The following is an 18,901-nucleotide window of genomic DNA, read 5'->3' as shown; positions in this document are numbered from 1 at the left end:
GAACGACAGGAAGAATCAGTCGTGTGGAGATGCTCCGATGAAGCGGCGCCGGCGTAAGAAGCTGCAGAGCCGGCTGGTGAGTGCGGCCGGTTCCGGCACACCGCAGCGGATCGGCGAGCTGCTGCGGGCCGGGGCCGACCCGGATCTGCCCGGCCGGGACGGGACCACGCCGCTGTATCGGGCCAGCGTGCAGAACCGGCCGGCGAACGTGCGCGTGCTGCTGGCGGCCGGTGCCGACCCCAATCGGGAGAGCGGACACGGCGACGAGGGACTGCCACTGTGTGCCGCCGCCTGCTGGGGCCACCAGGACTCGGTGCGCGAACTCCTGGCCGCCGGTGCCGATCCGCGGTTGCGCGAGGACGGCGGTCACGGCCGGACGGCCCTGGAGTGGGCCGAGGCGGGTGGCCACCTCCTCTTCCGGTCCTGAGGCGCCCGGATCCTATATCCTATTCAATCAATAGGCTATGTGTGCTTGAACATTGACAGTCCTTGTTGGACGGATCAACGATCGCGGGCATGTTGCGAAGACTCGCCGCCTCCACCGCGGCAGCCTCCCTCGTCGTCACCGGGTGGGCCCTGCCCGCCCGGGCCGACGCCCTGCCCGCGATCCCGCCACAAGCGCCGCGCATCACCGACATCGACGGTTACCCGCAGCGCAACACGCTGCCGGTCTGGCCGGACAACCCGGCCGACGCGTCGCTGCCGATCGGTGTCATCCCCTACGACGACATCGCGCCGAAGCTGAACGCGCTGCAGGCGTCGAGCGACCGGGTGTCGGCCCGGGTCGCGGGCCGATCCTCCGGTGGCTACGACCTGTACGTGGTCACCGTGACGGCGCCCGAGTCCCGCGCCGAGGCGCAACGGCAGGAGCGGTGGAAACGGCAGATCGAGGATGACCCGGTACGGGCACGCGCCGACCGGAAGCTGCTGAGCTCCTACAAGACCCCACTGTTCGTCAACGCGAACATCCACGGCAACGAGTGGGAGGGCACCGACGCGGCCCTGCGGGTCATCGAGGAGTACTCGACCAGCACCGACCCGGCGGTCGAGACGCTGCTGCGCCGCAACCGGCTGGTCTTCAACGTCACCTCGAACCCCGACGGCCGGGTCGCCGGGACCAGGGCGAACGCCAACGGCTACGACCTGAACCGCGACCTGACGATCGTGTCGCAGCCGGAGACCAACCTGATCCGGGAACTCGCGGTCGGGGTCAAGCCGATCATCACGCTCGACCTGCACGGGTACGTGAGCCCGACGCTGCTGCACCCGAGCACCCCGCCGCACAATGTCAACAACGAGTACGACCTTTTCATCAAGCACGCGCTGCCGAACGCTCTCGGCATCGAACAGGGACTCAAGGACCTGGGGTACGCCGAGACGCAGAGCGCGCGAATCCCGTTCCGTGACGACGAGCCGGGTGTGTGGGACGACTTCCCGCCGATCTACGTGCCGTCGTTCTCGCTGCTGCAGAGCAGCATCCCGTACACCATCGAGGCCCCGCTCAACCCGCGCGGCAACCTCACACCGGAGGAGAAGCGCCGCCGCTCGGGCATCAACACCGACGTCCACGAGGTGGCGATCAAGAAGTCGCTGCAGTACATCCAGGACCACCGTACGCGGGTGATCTTCGATCAGGCCGAGGTGTATCGGCGCGGCTGGGCCGGTGAGCCGCTGCGCGACCTGCCGGACGGCTACGTGCCCGGCTGGGGCCCGGAGGACGACTACCGCACCGAGTTCCCGCGCTCGTACGTCATCCCGGCCGGTGACCGTCAGCATTCGGAGGCCGCCGCGGCACGCCTTGTCGACCTGCTGATCGGCAGTGGTGGCCGGGTCTGGCGGGCGGAGCGCTCGTTCCGGGCCGCCGGTAGGTCGTACCCCGGCGGGTCCTATGTCATTGATCTTCATCAGCCGAAACGCGGGATCGTCAACTCCCTGCTGGAGCCGGGCGCCGACATCACCGAGAGGGTCTCGGACCTGTATGCCGGGCCGGCCGCCTGGAGTCAGGGCCTGACCTGGGGCGCCACCGTCGACACCCTGTGGAACGAGCTGCCGAGGGTGCCGCTGGAGCGTGTCCACGACGGTGTGGCCCGCGGCGGTCACCCGGACGGCCGGGCCGGCTACCGGCTCGACCCGCAGGACGCCACCGACCTGCGTGCCGTCAACGCCCTGCTCGCCCAGGGCGCGCAGGTGTACCGGCTGGCCGACGGCTCGATCGTCGTCCCCTGGTCTCCGAAGCACCAGAGTCTGGTCGCGGCCTCGGTCCGCGAGTTCCGGGTGACCTTCGAGCGGGCGCCGCGCCACTGGTCGGGAACGCTGCTCGACCCGGTCGTCGTCGCGTTCGCCGGCACGGTGGAGGCGCGTGACACCCTGGCCGCCACCGGCTTCGCGGCCCGGCAGGTGACCCCGGCGACGCTGGCCACCACCCTCACCGACGACGTGGACGTGCTGCTCGTGGCGAGCACTCTCAACCCGGCCACGCTGACCGCGGAGAACCGGGCCGCCCTCGACGCGTTCCTCGCGCGCGGCGGCGGTGTGGTCGGCCTGGAGACGGCCGGGCCGGCGTTCAGCAACGCGGCCGGGCTGCTCAGCGTCACCGCGCACGCCGGGCCGGGCCTGGCCAGCGGCGTGGTGAACGTGGTCAACAGCGGCGGTGCGGTCACCTCCGGCGCGCTGCCGCACTCGTTCGTCGCCCAGCCCGTCTGGTACACCGGGCTCGGCGCCGGGGTGAACATCGAGCAGGCGTACGCCGCCGATCCGCTGCTGTCGGGCTGGTGGGCTCCCGCCACCGGACCCGGCGGCCAGTCCGAGGCGGCCGGGCAGGCCGCGATCGTCAGCGGCACCACGGCGGCCGGCAACGGCGTCGTGCTGATCGGCACCGACCCGATCTGGCGGCTGCACGCCAAGGGCCTGCAGTCCCAGCTGGGCCGGGCGCTGCTCTGGGCCTCCCAGCGGTGACGCGAGGGCGCCCGTCGCACCCGCGGCGGGCGCCCCTGTACACAGATCCACTATCGACTTTGATCGACAAGCCTGTACCCTTCGCCAGTCTCCCCCGGCTGGTGAAAGGTGTACCGCTCGTCGTGCGCGCGCTGTTCGTGACTGCTATCGCCGTACTCTTCGCTTTCCTGATCAGCCCACTGGTCCGCGCCGACGCCGGTGGTGAATGCACGACGGCACCCGCCCCGGCCGTCTCCTCGCCGGTGCTGAAGGGCTGGAGTGACGAGCAGGTCAGCAACGCGCGGCTCATCGTCACCATCGGCGCCGAGCGGAAGATCCCCAGCGAGGGTGTGGTGATCGCGGTCGCGACCGCCCTGCAGGAGTCCAGCCTGCGTAACCTGCGCGGCGGCGACCGTGACTCGATCGGCCTGTTCCAGCAGCGGCCCAGCCAGGGCTGGGGCACCCCCAGGCAGCTGTCCGACCCGGCGTACCAGACCCGGAAGTTCTACGACAAACTGCTCAAGATCGACGGCTGGCAGGGGATGCGGCTGACCGAGGCAGCGCAGGCGGTGCAGATCTCGGCCTTCCCGGATGCGTACGAGAAGCACACTCCCGCCGCCACCAGCCTGGTCGAAGCCCTGACCATCACGGCACCCTGCGTCTGAAGCTGCGGGCCGAGAAGTTCTGGCCGGTCGACGTGCGGACCAGGGACTTCGCCCGCAAGGCGTCGCGATCATGGCGGTGGGGGCGCACGTAGTGGCTGCGCGCGACCCTGCCGTCGCCATAGCGCCGGTGTGCGCCCACGGACCCGCAACGTGAGACCTCACCGTCGCTACCGACGACGTCAGGAGCACACGCGAAGCCTGCGTGTGTGCCCCGCGGCTCGAGAGCCCTTCCTAGTCAGGGTCCAGCCCGCCAGCCGCGGCGCCGGGTTCGGGTGGCTGTTGGATCGCCCGGCCGTGGCCGACGAACCCTTCCCGGCACCTCTTGACCGCCCGGCGGTGGCCGGGGAACCCTTCCCGGCGCGGGAGGCAGCCGTATCGCGGAGCCCGACCCGAAAAACGGCCGTAGTTGATCGTCCAGCACCGGACCGTGGCGGTATCGGGCCGCGAGCCGTGGCCCAGGCCGGTATCACCGAGCCGGCCACCGGCCGCGGGCCGAGCACCGCCGACGACTCAGCCAGACAGCCTAAGAGGAGGCTGCCGGTCGTGGGCCCCGGCGGCGAAGGCCTGACCGCGTCGCGTCTGGCAAGGTGGTCGGGTGAGCGTGGACGAATCAGACCTGACCGTACGCCGGAACCGCCATCAGGCCATCTCGCAGAGGCTGGCGGCGGTCGACGACGCCACGCTGACGGGGCTGCTCGACGGGCCGCCCACGCCCGGGTTCGGTGGGGCGGTCGCGACGGCCGCGGTCGACGGCGTGCCGATGTTCGTCAAGTTCGTGCCGCTGACCGACCTCGAACGCGACCACACCGGGTCGACGGCGAACCTGTTCGGGCTGCCGACGTTCTATCAGTACGGCATCGGGTCGGCCGGGTTCGGTGCGTGGCGGGAGATCGCCGTGCACGACATGACCACCCGGTGGGTGCTGGACGGCGAGTTCGACGGGTTTCCGCTGGTGTACCACTGGCGCGTGGTGCCGTACCGGCCGGCCCCGACCGACCCCGCCGAGCTGGAGCGCTGGGTGACCCACTGGGAGGGCCACGACGCGGTCCGGGCCCGGCTCGAGGCGATCGGCGACGCGTCGGCCGCCGTCATCGTGTTCATGGAGCACTTCCCGCAGACCGTCGACGCGTGGCTGACCGAGCACGCGGCCACCGGCGGCGCGCTGGAGTTCGTGCGGGCGGGGGTACGCGACGGCGTCGAGTTCATGGGCGCGCGGGGGCTCGCCCATTTCGACGCGCACTTCCGTAACCTGCTGACCGACGGGCGGCGGATCTACTTCGCCGACTTCGGCCTCGCCCTCCACTCGGACTTCGACCTCGACGAGGACGAGCGCGGCTTCCTCCGCCGGCACCACGACTACGACCGGGGCCACACCACCGCCCACCTGGTCCGATGGATAGTGAGCAACGGGCTCGGCCTGCCGTGGAACGAGGTGCACGGTCATCTGCGGGGGCACGCGGCGGAGCCGGGCGCGGGCCTGCGTGGCCCGGCGGCGGAGATCGTCGCCGAACACACGCCGGTGGCGATGGTCATGGGTGACTTCTTCGAGGAGCTCTGGGCCGACAAGCGGTCACCCTTCCCTGCTGACGACCTGGCCAAGGCCCTGACGGTCAGATCCCGTCGATCAGCGCCAGCTCCTCAGGGGTGAGCTCGGGGAAGTCGAGCGCCCGGACGTTGTGGTCGAGCTGCGCCGTCGAGCTGGCCCCGATCAGCGCCGAGGTCACCTCGGGCCGCCGCAGGACCCACTGCAGCGCCAGCTGGGCCAGGGACTGACCGCGTTCCGAGGCGATCTTGTCGAGGGCGGCCGCCCGCTGCCGGTAGTCGTCGGTGATGGCGTCCGGCTTGAGGAAGGCGCTGTCGAGGGCGCGGGCGCCGGCCGGGATGCCGTCCAGGTACTTGTCGGTCAGCAGCCCCTGAGCCAGTGGCGAGTAGACGACCAGCCCGAACCCGTCCGATTCGGCCTGGCCGAGCAGCCCGGTCAGCTCCGGAGTCCGGTCGAAGATCGAGTAGCGGGGCTGGTGGACGAGCAGCGGCACCCCGGCCGCGTGCAGCAGCTCGGCGGCCCGGTGCGCGCGGGCCGTCTCGTAGTTGGAGACGCCGACGTACAGCGCCTTGCCCTGCTGGACCGCACTGACCAGGGCACCGACCGTCTCCTCCAGCGGGGTGCCGTCGTCCTGCCGGTGGTGGTAGAAGATGTCGACGTAGTCGGTGCCGAGGTCGCGCAGGCTGTGGTCGAGCGAGGCGAGCAGCGACTTCCGCGAACCCCCACGCTGGTACGGGCTACGGCCGATCGGATTACCGGCCTTCGTCGACAGGATCAGCTCGTCGCGATGAGGTGCCAGGTCGCGCTGCAGCACCCGGCCGAAGAACTGCTGCGCGGCCCGGTGCGGCGGTCCGTACCGGTCGGCGTTGTCGAAGTGGACGATGCCCAGATCGAACGCGTGCAGCACGATCTCGCGCTGCGTCTGGAACGGGTGGTCGGTGCCGAACTTCTGCCACAACCCGAAGGAGAACGCGGGCAGGTCGAGGCCGGACTTCCCGGCGCGGCGGAACGGGATGTCGTCGTAGGTCGGGCTCATGCCGCATACCCTACACGCTAGGTAGGATTAACAGCTCGGCCCAGACCACCTTTCCGGACTCGGTCGGTTCGGCGCCCCACGCCGCCGCGACCGCCTGCACCGCCTGCAGGCCGTGGCCCCGCACGTCGAACGGCGCCCCGCCGTCCACCGGACCCGGCGCCCGCAGGCGCGGCAGGCGTGGATCACCGTCGGCGACGGCCAGCCGCAGTCCCCCGTCACAGCGGGTAACCGTCACCACGAGGCCGGTACGGGCGTGCTCGACCGCGTTCAGCACCAGCTCGGCCATCACCCTGCGGGCCGGGTGCAGCAGCTCCACGAGCCGCCAGGCCAGGCACGCGTCGGCGACCAGCGTGCCGGCCAGGCTCGTGGCCTCCGGCTCAGGCGCCAGCACCATCAGGTACGGCTGCTCCCGCAACTGCGTCATGGTCATGACGGTAAGCGGTCCGGCGGCACGGACGATTACCGCGACTAATCACGGATTCCGCACCGGCCGGCCAGCCCGCGCATCCGGCTGTCGCGCCCGAACCGCGGCCGCGACAGCAGCGCCCGCAGCGCCTCCCTGGCGCCCGGCGAGGCCGACACCTGCTGCGGAGCGATCGTCTCGGCCCGGTACAGCGCGGCGGCGGCCGAGTCCTCGGTCCCCCGGCCCTGCAGCAGGGCACGGGCGAGATCGATGAAGTAGGTGGCCTGGCGCTGCGGCGACGGCAGGGCCTCCGGGCGGAACCCGGCCGTCAGGGCCCGCGCGGCACGCCCCTCCCCCAGCGCCACCAGGATCGCGAGACGCCACATCACCACGTTCGTCGGCCCGAAACTGAACCAGTCGTCCGGCCGTTCCCCGGTGTGGGCGGCCACCGCCTCGGCCTCGGCCAGGTGCGCCGACGCCACAGACGCCCGCCCGGCCTGCGCCGCCATCTCGGCGCTGATCAGGTGATGCATGCCGTACGTGCTGGCGGCCGCGGCGTCCTTACCGACGTACGGCGACAGGCGATCGATCCCCTCACCGGCGACCCGGGCCGCGCCCGTGGTGGCGTACACCGCCCGGATCCTGGCGTAGTTGGCCAGCCCGAGGTGCGCCGGCTCGCCCAGCTCCTCAGCGGTCCGCATCGCCTCCCCGGCCATCACGAGCGTCAGATCCGGATGCCCGAGCTGTACGCAGGTCGCCACCGTGGTCGAGCAGACCTCCACGACCCGTCGCTGATGCCGCCGCCCGGCCGTGTCGTCCAGGTCGCGCGGTGGCGACGCCAGCGCGGTCAGGGTCCGGGCGAGCGCCGGTACGAGCAGGTCGTACCGGCATCCGACGAAATAACCGTCCAGCACCGCGGTGTCCACACCGGCGTCCGGCGGGTCGATCCCTTCACCGCCGTTGACCGCGGGCACCGCCAGCGCGATGATCCCGGACCGCAGCTCCGTCATCGCCGCGGCACTGACCAGTGCCCGCGACGGCTCCTCGTCGGGCCGCCCGGTCAGCTCACGCACCGAGATCTGCAGCGCGCTCGCCAGCGCCTCACGGGCCGCCAGCCGGTCCAGCGGCGCCGACCCGTTCTCGATCTGCGCGATGTAACCCTGGCTGAACCCGGCCAGACCGGCCAGCACCCGCTGGGAGAGCCCCCGGCGCAGCCGCCAGCGACGCAGCCGGGCACCCACATGGTCACTGTTCATCGACGTCCCCGATCTTCACGATCAGTGGAACAGCGTCCCGGCCACAGCGGAACGGACAACGAGTCCGTCGATCCCTCGCCAATTCCGATCAAGAGCGACAGAATGCGGTACGGGGTGACGAGCGTGAGCCAGACACTGCAGTTCGAGCCGGCGCTGATGGGTGTACGCCGCTACTGGCTGGTCCGGGGCGAGCAGACCGGCGGCCGGTTCACGATCCCCGACGACAATCTCGACATCAGCCTGGTCGGCGCCCGGCTGTCCGGTGTCGACTTCTCCAGGATCCGGTTCGGCGGCTTCCTGGCACACGACTCGGTCTTCGAGGGCTGCGACTTCTCCCGGACCTCGTTCAGCAAGGTGCAGTTCGGCGCCACCGGCTACGACGGCACCCGCTGGGACGAGCAGCGCTGGCCAGAGACCGTCTACCGGGACTGCGCGTTCGCCCGTACGAAGATCCCCGCCCGGGCCTTCTTCGGCAACGCGCGGTTCGAGCGCTGCGTGCTCGACCACGCCGGCCAGCTCGGGTGGCGGTTCTCCGGCCAACCGGCGCAGTTCGTCGACTGCACGTTCCGCGGCCGGATCAAGAACTGCATCTTCGACGGCACCGTGACCGGGCACTCGACGGCGCTGGGCCGTGACCGCAACGCGTTCACCGGCAACGACTTCACCGGCGCCGAGCTGGTCGACAATGTCTTCCGGCACATCGACCTGCGGGCGCAGATCTTCCCCGGCCCGCCCGGCCACGCGCTGCTGGACCGGTTCGACGAGCGCGTGGAGGCGGTTCTGGCCGCCTACCCGGACCCACCGGCCGACCACATCTGGTCCGGCGTGGTGTGGTGGCTGCGATACCGGGCCGAGAAGGCGGTCGAGTTCAACGACGGCTACGCCCAGGTGTCCCCGGACAGTCTCGGCCCGTGGATCCCGCACGACGTCGGTGAGCGGCTCTTCCACCTGCTCGTCGCACACGGACAGGTCAGCCGGCGATGACGAACTCCAGTTCACCGACGGGGTTGGTGAACTGGGTGACCCGCAGGGAGACCTGCATCCGCCACGTCCCCGGGGCGGGGATCGTCACCTGCGCGGTGTAGAACCCCGCGGAGACCTGCGTCAGCGGGACGGCGCCGAGCGGTGCCCGCTCCGAGGACAGCCGGACGACGGGCGGTGCGACGCCCTCGGCGGGTTCACCGCTCGCGGACCTCAGCTTGAGGGTGATGGTGTTCGGGCCGCGGGACAGCGGGGTGAGGGTGGCCTCCACCGCGATGTCACCCAGCGTCGTCGTGCGGGTGCCGGGACTGGTCACGGCCGCCGGTCGCGCGGGTGCGGCCTCAGGGCTCGTGTCGACGAGGAAACCGGTGATGAGCAGCGCGGCGACGAGGATCGACCCCTCGATCGCGGTGGCGCGTACCACCGGTCGGGCCGAGGTCCGCCGGTCGGCACTCTTCGTGGCCGCGACCCGCGGAAGCAGTGACCATCTGTTCCAGGCCGCGATGGCGAGTGCGGCCAGCACCAGGGCGATCTTGGCGAGCAGCAACCGGCCGTACCCGGTGCCGGCGAGCGCACTCCAGGAGCCGAGGATCCGCCAGGCGAGCAGCGAGCCGGTGGCGATCAGGGCCACGAGGACAGCGGCGGCGGTCGCGGAGAACCTGGTCAGCGTCCTGGCCGCGGCGGCGCCGTGACCGGAGAGGGCCGGCAGTGTCAGCGCCAGGCCGGCGAGTCCGCCGAGCCAGACGCTGCCGGCGAGCAGGTGCAGCGCGTCCGCGCCGACGACGAGGGCTTCCGGGCCGGCCGCGCGGGTGTGCCCGGTCAGGGCGGGCGCGATGACCGCGGCCGTCGCGGCCGCCACCGCCGCGACGCGTCGCCGCCGCGATCCCGGCGAGGTCCCGAGCCCGGCGGCCGCCGCGAGGCCGGCGACGACGACGGCGACCACGGCGTACTCGGCGGGCGGCAGGGATGACCAGGTCGAGCCCTCGCCCAGCAGTTCCGGTCCGCCGCCGAGCAGGTAGACCGCGGTGATCGGCAGCGCGGCCGTCCAGGCGACGGCCGCGAGAGCCACCGCGGCCCGGGTGAGTGTGGCCGCCCGGTGGCGCGCGCGGCCGGTGCCGGGGCCGGCCGGCAGGAACACGGCGGTGAACACGACGAGCCCGGCCGCCAGGAGCAGACCGGCGTAGCCCAGCCAACGGGCCAGGGTCAGCACCCAGGGAACCTCCGGGACGGTGTTCGAGAAGCTCGGCGGGGTGGCGATGCCGGGGGTGCTGGGAGCGCCGACGGAGAAGGTGAGGGCTCCGCTGATCGGGTGGCCGTCCTCGGAGACGACCCGCCAGGTGATCACGATCGTGCCCTCGAGCGGCCGCTCGGTGAGAGCGACGGCGAGTTCGGACCCGGTGGCGGTCGTCCCGGCCGCGACCGGGTCACCCTGCGGGTCGAAGATCTGGACGCCGTCGGGGACGGCACGCACCGGCTCGTCGAACGTGAACAGGATCCGGCTGGGAGCACTCTGCAGGACCGCGCCCTCGGCCGGGTCGGTGCGGACCAGGTTGGCGTGCGCGTGCGCGGGCCGGGAGGTTCCCAGCAGCAGCAACACCAGTGCCAGGAACAGGGACGCGGTCGCCCGCAGGGGTCGATGGCCGATCATGTCCGGCGGCGCTGCCTGAACAGCGCCACGCCACCGAGGACCGAGCCGACAAGGCCGGTCACCAGGGCCGCCAGCGTGATGCCGTCTACGGTCTCCGACGCGGGTACGGGCGCGGCGAGGCGCGCGTTGCCGGCGACCGCGTGGTGGTTCGTGCCCGCGTCCGGGGCGGAGAGGACGAAGCCCGGTGCGGGCGACTCCAGTTCCGGGACGTCCTGACCGTCCTGCGGGACCTCCGTCCAGGCCGATTCGCCCGTCACGCAGGTCTGGATGGTCGGGAACACGAGCTTGCCGCCGGTGTCCTCGGGCAGCTGGACCGCGAGCTCGAAGACCTCGCGGTAGCCGTCCGGGAGCGGAGTCCCGGTGCTGAAGGTGACCGAGCCGACGCGCTCGACGATTCTGTTGCCGTGCGCGTCCACGGCGGGCGGGTCGACCTTCTCCGTCTTCATCGTGACCTCCCACAACGCGGTGCGTGTGGGGGTGACCGAGGTGATCCGCGCCGGGATCTGGATGGTGATCGCGGTGGTGGGTGACTTCGCGCAGCCGTGCGCGACGCTGAACGCGAGGATCGCGTGAGCCCCCGCCGTGGTCGTCGAGGGAGTGACGGTGACATGGGCGTACGCCGGGGAGGCGAGACCTGCGGCGCCGACGGCCGCCGCCACGGCACCGATCCTCAGGGCCCGGATGCGGGTGAGTCCTCTGTCATCGCGGCGCATGTCGTCGCATCCTCACTCACACCTCGGGACGGGGGCGTTGATCGGGTCGATCAGACCAACATGCCGAACTCATGTCAAGTATGTGAACTCAGATCGCGTGCATTGCGGCTTCCCTGGTAAAACGGTAGCCTCCGTTCACATTAGTGAACTGGGATCCATATGGTGAGCAACTGAGGGGACAGCTTCATGCCTAACATCACCGTCGAGCTGCTCGCGGGCCGGTCGATCGAGCAACGCAAGGACTTCGCGCGGGCCGTGACCGACAACGCCGTCGAGATCCTGGGCGCTCGCCGGCAGGACGTCCGCATCGTGTTCACCGAGATCACCGCGGACGACGTCGCCAACGGAGGTGTGCTGGCCAGTGAGGACGCCTCCCGCGCCGGCGTCATCGCCGCGCTCGAGAAACGCTGAGCCCACCGGGACGGACACGAGAGGTGCCGGGGCTGGAGACGCCCCGGCACCTTTTCGTCGCTTTCAGCGCACCAGCCGGTTGTCGCGGGTGGCCGACAGGCGCGCCTTGATGCTCAGCAGGGTCTCGATGATGAAGTCCTCCCGGCCGTTGGCGAGGCGGCTGATCGGCACCGCCACACTGATCGCGTCGACCGATCGGCGTGAGAAGGGCAGCGCGACCCCGAAGCAGCGCACCCCCAGGCAGGACTCCTCACTCTCCTCGGCGTAGCCGAACTGGGCGGCCTTGTCGATGATCGCGAGCAGGGCGTCCCGGTCGGTGGTCGTCTGCGAGGTCAGCGCCTTGATCTCGTGAGGGACGAGCGGTCCGCGGGCCTCCTCGGGCATCTCGGCGAGCATCGCCCGGCCGAGCGCCGTGGTGTAGGCGGGAAGACGCCGGCCGACGGCCGAGTACATCCGCAGCGGGTGCTTGGACTCGCGCTTGGCGGTATAGATGATCTCCGCACCGTCCAGGCGGCCCAGATGCACCGTCTCCTCGGTCGCCGACGCGATCTCGTCCATCACCGCGCCGGCGCGCGACAGCACCGGGTCGCCGTCGAGATAGGCGGAACTGACCGTCAGTGTGTGGACGCCGAGCCGGTAGACACTGCCGGTCTCGTCGGTGTCCAGCCATCCGCGGGAGCACATCGTGCGCAGGAGGGCGTGCAGACTGCTCTTCGGAATACCGAGGCGCTTGGCCAGTTGCAGCTGGGTGCCCGGGCCGTTGGCGGCGATGTCGTCCAGGACGTCGAGGACGCGCGCAGCGGACTTGACCTGCGAGGTGGCCGCACCGCCGCCGACCGTCTTCTCCGGGTCCACCTTGGGGTCCACCGGTCCTCCTCGTCGCTCATGAATCGTTTCGGGGTCGCACAACCCTACCTCACGGTTCACATAGGGAGACAAAATTCAGCCCCTTGACCTGTGATCGCGCTCATAGGTATGTTCCCTTCCAGTTCACGTAGCTGAACGCGGTTCACAAACGAGGAGCAGTTTTGATCGAGGTTAGGTACTCCGCATCGCCCCACGACGTTGAGACGGCGACGAACGCGGACCTGCGGAAGAACTTTCTCGTCGAGGACCTGTTCCGTGCCGGCGAGGTGCGCGGGGTGTACACCCACGACGACCGGCTGGTCGTCGGCGGAGCGGTCCCCGGCACCGATCAGCTCGAGCTGCCGGCCTGGGAGGTCCTCGGCGCCACGTCCCATCTGGCCCGGCGCGAGCTCGGCATCGTCAACGTCGGGCAGTCCGGTCACGTGATCGTCGACGACGAGAAGTTCGAGCTGCGCCACCTCGACGGGCTGTTCGTCGGACGCGGCAGCAACGTCGTCTTCACCGGTGCCGACGCGGCGTTCTACTTCGTCTCGGCGCCGGCCCACGCGACCTACCCGACCACCCTGCTGAGCCACGCGGCGGTCGAGCCGGTCAAGCTGGGCGCGCCGGAGAGCGCCAACGAGCGCAGCCTGTACCGCTACGCCTGGGGCCAGGAACTGCAGACGGCGGTCCTCCAGTTCGGCGTCACGGTCATCGCCGACGGCTCGGTCTGGAACACATGCCCGCCGCACCTGCACGACCGGCGCACCGAGGTCTACATGTACGTCGACCTCGACGAGAAGGAGCGGGTCTTCCACTTCATGGGCCGGCCCGCCGCCGCCCGCCACCTCGTGATCCGCAACCACGAGGCCGTCATCTCCCCGCCGTGGTCGATCCACTCGGGCGTCGGCACCGGCTCGTACGCCTTCATCTGGGCGATGGGCGGCGAGAACAACGAGTACACCGACCTGACCCCGGTGGCTCTGGAGGAACTGTGACCAGCCCGGCCACGGCCGAGACCCCCTCGCCCTTCGACCTGCACGGCCGCCGCGCGGTGGTGACCGGCGCCGGACGTGGTCTGGGGCAGGCCATCGCCCTGGGGCTCGCCCGGGCGGGGGCCGACCTGATCCTTCTCGGACGGCCGGGCGCCCAGACCTCCACCCGCGACCAGGTGGCCGAGCTCGGCCGCGACGTGCGGGTGGTCGACCTCGACATCAGTGACCACGACGCCGTCGAGCGGGTCGCCGCCGAGGTCGCCGGCAGCCGGCAGGTGGACATCCTGGTCAACAACGCCGGGATCATCGACCGCCAGGACTCGGTGCAGGTCAGCCGGAAGTCGTGGAACCACGTGGTGGACATCAACCTCAACGGCGTGTTCCTGCTCTGTCAGGCGTTCGGACGACCGATGACCGAGCGCGGCTACGGCAAGATCGTCAACGTCGCGAGCCTGCTCTCCTTCCAGGGCGGCATCCGCGTCGCCTCCTACGCCGCCAGCAAACACGCCGTCACCGGGATCACCAAGGCACTGGCCAACGAGTGGGGGCCGCTGGGCGTCCAGGTCAACGCCATCGCCCCCGGATACATGGTCACCGACAACACGACCGCCCTGCGCGCCGACCCGGACCGCTCCCGCTCCATCCTCGAACGCATTCCCGCCGGCCGCTGGGGAAACGCCTCCGACATCGCCGGACCCGCCGTCTTCCTCAGCTCTCCCGCCGCCGACTACGTCAACGGCCACGTCCTGGTCGTCGACGGAGGCTGGATGGCCCGCTGACCCGGGCCGTCCACCGTACCGAGCACTCCGTTCCTCCCGTTCCCGCCGGAGTCTCCGGCACCATAGAGATAGAGGATCGACAATGAAATTCACCTCTCGCCCAGCCGCCGCGATAATGAGCCTGTCCCTTGCCGCCGCCGTCCTCGCCGGCTGCACCGAGCAGGCCGGCGGAGAGGACACCGCCGCCGGATCGAGCAGCTGCGAGTCGAAGGACGTGCGGCTGGTCGGCCAGGTCCGCAACGAGTCCAACCCGTACGAAGCCTCCTGGCTCGCCGGCGGCGACGCCTTCGCCCAGTCGGTCGGCCTCAAACAGGAACGCCTCACCTACGACGGTGACTCCACCAAGCAGCAGGAACAGATCAGCCAGATCCTCGCCGGCAACACCAAGTGCCTGGTGATGAACGTGCTCCCGAACGGCGACGCGGACACTCCGCCGATCGTCAAGGGCGCCGACCAGGCCGGGGCCTACCTCGTCACCCAGTGGAACAAGCCGGCCGACCTCAAGCCGGCCGACCACAAGACCTGGCTCAGCCACATCACCTACAACGGCATCGAGTCGGGCCAGCAGATCGGTGACGCGCTCTCCGAGGCGATCGGCGGCAACGGCGGCATCATCGCGCTGCAGGGTGTGCTGGACACCGCCGCCGCCAAGGACCGGTTCGCCGGCCTCGAGGCGTCGCTGAAGAAGAACACCGGCGTCAAGCTGCTCGACCAGCAGACCGCCAACTTCTCGCGGGCCGAGGCGCTCACCGTCACCAAGACGCTGCTGACCAAGCACGGCGACAACGTCAAGGGGATCTGGGCGGCCAACGACGACATGGCGCTCGGCGCCTTGGAGGCACTGCAGCAGGCGGGCAAGGCCGGCAAGGTCGCGGTCGTCGGCATCGACGCCGTGCCGGACGCGGTCAGCGCCGTCCAGGGTGGCACCATGACCGCCACCGTCTCCAGCGACGGCACCTGGCAGGGCGGCATCGGCCTGGCGATCGGCTACTGCGTCGCCACCGGCAAGCTGAAGGTCGAGGACATCGCCGCGGACAACCGTGCCTTCTTCGCCAAGCAGTTCCTCATCACCAAGTCCAATGCCGCCGAGTTCGCGGCGCCGAAGACCAACCCGTCCGACTTCGAGTGCGCCAACGTCTTCAACCGCGTGGCCGGGCCCCTGACGTGACCATGACCAACGAGGTCGTCGCAGCGCCTCGCCGTAGCTCTCGGCGAGGCGCGTCGTTCCGGGATGCGGGGCCCCCGGTCGCGCTGGTCGTCATCTTCGCCGTCTTCGCGGCCCTGAGCCCGCAGTTCCGCAGTGTCGAGAACGTCCAGAACATCGTGGACGCGGCGGCGGTGCTGGCCGTCGTCACCTGCGGAATCACATTCGTACTGATGATGGGGTCGATCGATCTGTCGGCGGCCGGTGTGATGGGCGCGTCCGCCCTGACCGTCTCGCTGCTGGTGGCCAACAACCGCAACGACAACGACTTCGGGCTCCTCGGCATTCTGGTCGCTGTATTGCTCGGCTGTGCGTTCGGCTGCCTGAGCGGGCTCGCCCTGGTGCTGCTGAAGGTGCCGTCGTTCATGGCCACGCTGGGGGTGTCGGCCGTCGGGCTCGGCGTAGCGACGCTGATGTTCGCCGGTGTCCAGCCCAACATCACCGACGCCATGCTCGAGAGCTGGGCCGTCGAGCGCTTCCTGGGCTTCTCCTATCTCACCTGGATCGCCGTCGCGTGCATCGTGGTGGGCTGGCTGATCCAGCGTTATACCCGGCTGGGCCGGTACGCCTTCGCGATCGGTGGCGCCGAGGAGGTGCTCACGCTCTCGGGTGTCAAGGTGAAGCCGTACAAGGTCGCGGTCTTCACCCTCGCCGGCGCCTTCTACGGGCTGGGCGGGGTGATGGTCACCAGCCAGCTCGGCGCGGGCCTCGTCCAGGCCGGTGACGGGTACGACTTCTCGGCCATCACCGCCGCGGTCGTCGGCGGAACCCTGCTCACCGGAGGCCGCGGCGGGATCCTGCACTCCGCCGTCGGTGTCGTGCTCGTCATGGTGCTGACGAACGGCCTGGTGCAGGTCGGCGTCAGTCCCTACTGGCAGGGCGGCGTCGAGGGCCTCATCGTCGTGGCCGCGGTCGCCGCCGCGGTCATCCCACAGCGTCGCAGAAACCAGGTGGTCAAATGAGTGTGCCGGCGTTGGAGGTCCGCGGCCTCGTCAAGCACTATCCGGGCGTCAAGGCGCTCGACGGCGTCGACCTGGTGGTTCGCCAGCATGAGGTGCTCGGTCTGGCCGGTGAGAACGGCGCGGGAAAGTCCACGCTGCTCAAAGCACTGGTCGGACTGGTCACCCCGGACGCCGGTGAGATCTATGTACGCGGCGAGCCGGTCAGGCTGCGCAGTGTCGTCGAGGCCGCCGGTCACGGCATCGGCATGGTCTTCCAGGAGCAGTCCCTGGTGCCCAACCTGACCGCCGCGGAGAACATCGTCCTCGGCAGTGAGGGCGCCGCGGTCCGCCGTGGCCTCTACCGCTGGGACACGATGCGCCGCCTGGCCCAGGAGCAGCTCGACAAGATCGGTTCCCACATCGACCCGCTGGCGCGTACCGACTCGTTGTCCTTCGCCGACCGGCAGATGGTCGAGATCGCGAAGGTGCTGCGCATCGAACAACGCAGCCAGCACCCGCCGGTCGTCATCCTCGACGAGCCGACCTCGGTCCTGGAGTCCAAGGAGATCGAGACCCTGTTCGCGCAGATCCGGCGGCTGCGCGAGTTCGCGTCGGTCATCTTCGTCTCGCACCGCCTCGACGAGGTGCTCGACGTGTGCGACCGGGTCGCCGTGCTGCGCGGCGGCCAGTCGGTCGGCGAGGTCACCACCGAGGGTGCCGTCCCGCGCGAGCTGCACCGGATGATGATCGGGTCCACCGGCTCCGACGACCACTATCACGAGAACGCCGCCGTGGCCGTCTCCTCCGAGCAGCCCCGCCTGTCGGTCCGCGGCCTGTCGGGCGCGACGTTCAAGGACATCGACCTGGACGTCGCGGCCGGTGAGATCGTCGGCATCGTCGGCGTCCACGGGTCCGGACGCGAGGACGTCTGCCGCGCCCTGTTCGGCGCCGAGCCGACCACCGCCGGCGAGGTCCGGATGGACGGCAAGCGGATCGACCTGACCAGCACCCGCGCGGCATGCGCCGCCGGCATCGGGTATGTCCCGGCCGAACGCAAGACCGAGGGGATGGTCGGTCCGATGTCGGTGGCCGACAACATGACCCTCACGAAGCAGAAGGCCCGGTGCACAGGACCCTTCGTGGCGCCCGGGAAACAGGCCGGCCTGGTCGACAGATGGATCGAACGGCTTTCCATCCGTACGCCGGGGCGTGACACCGCCATCGGCCGGCTCTCCGGCGGCAACCAGCAGAAGGTGGTCCTCGCCCGCTGGCTGGTCGGCGGCGACATCCGGCTGCTGCTGCTGGACCACCCCACCCGCGGCCTCGACATCGGCGCCCGATCGGAGGTGTACCGGCTGATGCGCGAGCTCGCCGCTACCGGCGTCGCCACCGTGCTGCTGGCCGACAGCCTCGAGGAGGCCATCGGCATGGCCGACCGGATCCTGGTCATGACCGACGGCCGGGTCGCGACCGAGGTCGCCTGCCCCAACGGCGGCAAGCCGAGCCCTCTGGACCTCGTGAAGGAAATGGTGTGAGCACTCCCGTCGCCATGAAGCCGGCCGCCGAACCGGCCACCGCCAAGAGCACCGCCCGGCCGGCCGCGCGGCTCACCGGGTTCATGCCGCTCATCGCCCTGGTCGTGCTGGTCGCCGCCCTCACCGTCGCCGACCCGGACTTCCTGACCCAGCGGAGCCTGACCGCGGCGTCACGGACCGCGGCGCCGCTGATCGTGCTCGCCGCGGGGGCGACGCTCGTCGTCCTGTGCGGCGGCATCGACCTCTCGATCGCGGCGCTGGCCTCGCTGTCGACGGTCCTGCTGGCCCTGTGGCTGCCGGATCTCGGTGGTCTGGCCACACCGGTCGTCATCCTGGCCGCGGCCACCATCGGCGCGGTGCAGGGCGTCGCGCACGTGCTGCTGCGGATCCCGTCGTTCATCGTCACCCTGGGCGGGATGAGCGTCCTCTCCGCGGTCGCGCTGGTCGTCTCCGGCGCCGGAACGGTACGGGTCGTCGACGACACGCCCGTCGCCTGGCTCGACCTCTACCTCGGCGGCTACGTGCCGATGTCGGCCGCGATGGCGCTGCTCGTCGTCGCCCTGATCGCACTGGTGCTCAAGGTGACCCCGCTGCAGAGCTGGGTCTCGGCCACCGGCTACTCCGAGTCGGCCGCGCGTCTCGCCGGCACGCCCGTCGATCTGGTCAAGATCGGTGCGTTCTGCGTGTCCGGCGCCTGCGCCGGGTTCGCCGCCGTCATGCTGGTCTCACGTCAGTTCAGCGGGGGCCCGACCATGGCCGACAACCTGCTCCTGCCGGCGGTCGCGGCGATCGTCGTCGGCGGCACCGCGATCACCGGTGGTCACGGCAGCGTGTGGCGCAGTCTCGCCGGCGCTCTCGTCGTGACGCTGCTGCGGGTCGGTCTGCCGATCGTCGGTGTGCCGTCCGCCTACGAGCAGATCCTTTACGGCGCGATCATCGTCGTCGCCGTCGCACTGACCCTCGACGGGTCCAAGGTCTCGATCATCAAGTAACTGTCCGAAACACGGAAGG

General features: G+C 70.6%; 18 protein-coding genes. 12 read left to right on the top strand and 6 right to left on the bottom strand.

From position 1 onward, the window contains the following. Window positions 1-37 precede the first annotated feature (37 nt). The 4 genes from CLV67_RS25275 (at window position 38) to CLV67_RS51190 (ending at window position 5,247) form a co-directional block, all read left to right on the top strand. Window positions 38-427 carry an ankyrin repeat domain-containing protein gene (locus tag CLV67_RS25275; RefSeq protein WP_106322520.1) on the top strand — a complete coding sequence of 130 codons (390 nt, stop codon included), beginning with the start codon at window positions 38-40 and terminating at the stop codon, window positions 425-427. An 89-nt stretch (window positions 428-516) separates the two neighbouring features. Next, window positions 517-2,955: a M14 family zinc carboxypeptidase gene (locus tag CLV67_RS25270; RefSeq protein WP_106322518.1), complete on the top strand. Its 2,439-nt coding sequence runs from the start codon at window positions 517-519 to the stop codon at window positions 2,953-2,955. A gap of 122 nt (window positions 2,956-3,077) precedes the next feature. Continuing rightward, window positions 3,078-3,599, top strand: a complete 522-nt coding sequence (locus CLV67_RS25265; protein WP_106322708.1) for a transglycosylase SLT domain-containing protein — start codon at window positions 3,078-3,080, stop codon at window positions 3,597-3,599. Between the two features lie 595 nt (window positions 3,600-4,194). Then, on the top strand, window positions 4,195-5,247 hold the full coding sequence (locus CLV67_RS51190) for a BUD32 family EKC/KEOPS complex subunit (protein ID WP_203737082.1): 1,053 nt from the start codon (window positions 4,195-4,197) through the stop codon (window positions 5,245-5,247). On the opposite strand, the gene CLV67_RS25255 is transcribed toward CLV67_RS51190, so the two are convergent. From CLV67_RS25255 to CLV67_RS25245, 3 genes are read right to left on the bottom strand one after another with little or no spacing between them, the layout of a single operon-like run. After that, complete coding sequence (locus CLV67_RS25255) at window positions 5,210-6,178, bottom strand: aldo/keto reductase (protein WP_106322516.1); 969 nt, start codon at window positions 6,176-6,178, stop codon at window positions 5,210-5,212. The two genes, CLV67_RS51190 and CLV67_RS25255, sit on opposite strands and share 38 nt — an antisense overlap. A gap of 10 nt (window positions 6,179-6,188) precedes the next feature. Beyond that, window positions 6,189-6,602, bottom strand: coding sequence for an ATP-binding protein (locus tag CLV67_RS25250; protein WP_146169285.1), 414 nt, complete (start codon window positions 6,600-6,602; stop codon window positions 6,189-6,191). 44 nt (window positions 6,603-6,646) lie between these two features. After that, window positions 6,647-7,837 carry a helix-turn-helix domain-containing protein gene (locus CLV67_RS25245; protein WP_106322512.1) on the bottom strand — a complete coding sequence of 397 codons (1,191 nt, stop codon included), beginning with the start codon at window positions 7,835-7,837 and terminating at the stop codon, window positions 6,647-6,649. A gap of 123 nt (window positions 7,838-7,960) precedes the next feature. Between CLV67_RS25245 and CLV67_RS25240 the strand changes: the two genes are divergently transcribed. Next, window positions 7,961-8,821 carry a pentapeptide repeat-containing protein gene (locus tag CLV67_RS25240; protein WP_170153981.1) on the top strand — a complete coding sequence of 287 codons (861 nt, stop codon included), beginning with the start codon at window positions 7,961-7,963 and terminating at the stop codon, window positions 8,819-8,821. Here the strand turns inward: CLV67_RS25240 and CLV67_RS25235 are convergent. Both CLV67_RS25235 and CLV67_RS25230 read right to left on the bottom strand, forming a co-directional pair. After that, on the bottom strand, window positions 8,808-10,466 hold the full coding sequence (locus CLV67_RS25235) for a copper resistance CopC/CopD family protein (RefSeq protein ID WP_203737084.1): 1,659 nt from the start codon (window positions 10,464-10,466) through the stop codon (window positions 8,808-8,810). The genes CLV67_RS25240 and CLV67_RS25235 overlap by 14 nt on opposite strands. Beyond that, a complete protein-coding gene (locus CLV67_RS25230; RefSeq protein ID WP_106322509.1) occupies window positions 10,463-11,179 on the bottom strand; it encodes a YcnI family copper-binding membrane protein in 717 nt (238 codons plus the stop codon). The genes CLV67_RS25235 and CLV67_RS25230 overlap by 4 nt, the downstream gene beginning before the upstream one ends. 186 nt (window positions 11,180-11,365) lie before the next feature. Here CLV67_RS25230 and CLV67_RS25225 point away from each other — a divergent pair, with 186 nt between their 5' ends. Further along, window positions 11,366-11,590, top strand: coding sequence for a tautomerase family protein (locus CLV67_RS25225; RefSeq protein ID WP_106322507.1), 225 nt, complete (start codon window positions 11,366-11,368; stop codon window positions 11,588-11,590). Between the two features lie 63 nt (window positions 11,591-11,653). On the opposite strand, the gene CLV67_RS25220 is transcribed toward CLV67_RS25225, so the two are convergent. After that, the gene (locus CLV67_RS25220; protein ID WP_203737085.1) at window positions 11,654-12,457 is read right to left on the bottom strand and encodes an IclR family transcriptional regulator; all 804 of its coding nucleotides are present in this window, start codon (window positions 12,455-12,457) and stop codon (window positions 11,654-11,656) included. Window positions 12,458-12,618: 161 nt separating this feature from the next. On the opposite strand from CLV67_RS25220, the gene kduI reads away from it, so the two are divergent. The 6 genes from kduI to CLV67_RS25190 all read left to right on the top strand — a co-directional run bounded on the left by kduI (window position 12,619) and on the right by CLV67_RS25190 (window position 18,882). Beyond that, the gene (gene kduI, locus CLV67_RS25215) at window positions 12,619-13,434 is read left to right on the top strand and encodes a 5-dehydro-4-deoxy-D-glucuronate isomerase (RefSeq protein ID WP_106322505.1); all 816 of its coding nucleotides are present in this window, start codon (window positions 12,619-12,621) and stop codon (window positions 13,432-13,434) included. Continuing rightward, window positions 13,431-14,210, top strand: a complete 780-nt coding sequence (gene kduD / locus CLV67_RS25210) for a 2-dehydro-3-deoxy-D-gluconate 5-dehydrogenase KduD (RefSeq protein WP_106322503.1) — start codon at window positions 13,431-13,433, stop codon at window positions 14,208-14,210. The genes kduI and kduD overlap by 4 nt, the downstream gene beginning before the upstream one ends. Window positions 14,211-14,292: 82 nt before the next feature. Further along, on the top strand, window positions 14,293-15,378 hold the full coding sequence (locus CLV67_RS25205; RefSeq protein ID WP_106322501.1) for a sugar ABC transporter substrate-binding protein: 1,086 nt from the start codon (window positions 14,293-14,295) through the stop codon (window positions 15,376-15,378). Window positions 15,379-15,380: 2 nt separating this feature from the next. After that, window positions 15,381-16,376 (top strand): ABC transporter permease, encoded by a 996-nt coding sequence (locus tag CLV67_RS25200; RefSeq protein WP_106322499.1) that lies wholly within the window; start codon window positions 15,381-15,383, stop codon window positions 16,374-16,376. Then, entirely contained in the window at window positions 16,373-17,890 is a 1,518-nt protein-coding gene (locus CLV67_RS25195) for a sugar ABC transporter ATP-binding protein (RefSeq protein WP_106322497.1), read from the top strand. The genes CLV67_RS25200 and CLV67_RS25195 overlap by 4 nt, the downstream gene beginning before the upstream one ends. Then, entirely contained in the window at window positions 17,887-18,882 is a 996-nt protein-coding gene (locus CLV67_RS25190) for an ABC transporter permease (RefSeq protein WP_106322495.1), read from the top strand. The genes CLV67_RS25195 and CLV67_RS25190 overlap by 4 nt, the downstream gene beginning before the upstream one ends. Window positions 18,883-18,901: the final 19 nt, after the last annotated feature.

This window comes from Actinoplanes italicus (assembly GCF_003001815.1).
GTDB lineage: Bacteria > Actinomycetota > Actinomycetes > Mycobacteriales > Micromonosporaceae > Actinoplanes > Actinoplanes italicus.
Note: the sequence above shows the minus strand (reverse complement) of the source record. Positions and strands in the feature narration are given on the sequence as shown.

Bases quoted from the DNA above. Each gene is read 5' to 3' on its own strand.
- CLV67_RS25275 (WP_106322520.1), top strand. From the start codon at position 38: ATGAAGCGGCGCCGGCGTAAGAAGCTGCAGAGCCGGCTGGTGAGTGCG.
- CLV67_RS25270 (WP_106322518.1), top strand. From the start codon at position 517: ATGTTGCGAAGACTCGCCGCCTCCACCGCGGCAGCCTCCCTCGTCGTC.
- CLV67_RS25255 (WP_106322516.1), bottom strand. From the start codon at position 6,178: ATGAGCCCGACCTACGACGACATCCCGTTCCGCCGCGCCGGGAAGTCC.
- CLV67_RS25250 (WP_146169285.1), bottom strand. From the start codon at position 6,602: ATGACGCAGTTGCGGGAGCAGCCGTACCTGATGGTGCTGGCGCCTGAG.
- CLV67_RS25245 (WP_106322512.1), bottom strand. From the start codon at position 7,837: ATGAACAGTGACCATGTGGGTGCCCGGCTGCGTCGCTGGCGGCTGCGC.
- CLV67_RS25235 (WP_203737084.1), bottom strand. From the start codon at position 10,466: ATGATCGGCCATCGACCCCTGCGGGCGACCGCGTCCCTGTTCCTGGCA.
- CLV67_RS25230 (WP_106322509.1), bottom strand. From the start codon at position 11,179: ATGCGCCGCGATGACAGAGGACTCACCCGCATCCGGGCCCTGAGGATC.
- CLV67_RS25225 (WP_106322507.1), top strand. From the start codon at position 11,366: ATGCCTAACATCACCGTCGAGCTGCTCGCGGGCCGGTCGATCGAGCAA.
- CLV67_RS25205 (WP_106322501.1), top strand. From the start codon at position 14,293: ATGAAATTCACCTCTCGCCCAGCCGCCGCGATAATGAGCCTGTCCCTT.
- CLV67_RS25200 (WP_106322499.1), top strand. From the start codon at position 15,381: ATGACCAACGAGGTCGTCGCAGCGCCTCGCCGTAGCTCTCGGCGAGGC.
- CLV67_RS25195 (WP_106322497.1), top strand. From the start codon at position 16,373: ATGAGTGTGCCGGCGTTGGAGGTCCGCGGCCTCGTCAAGCACTATCCG.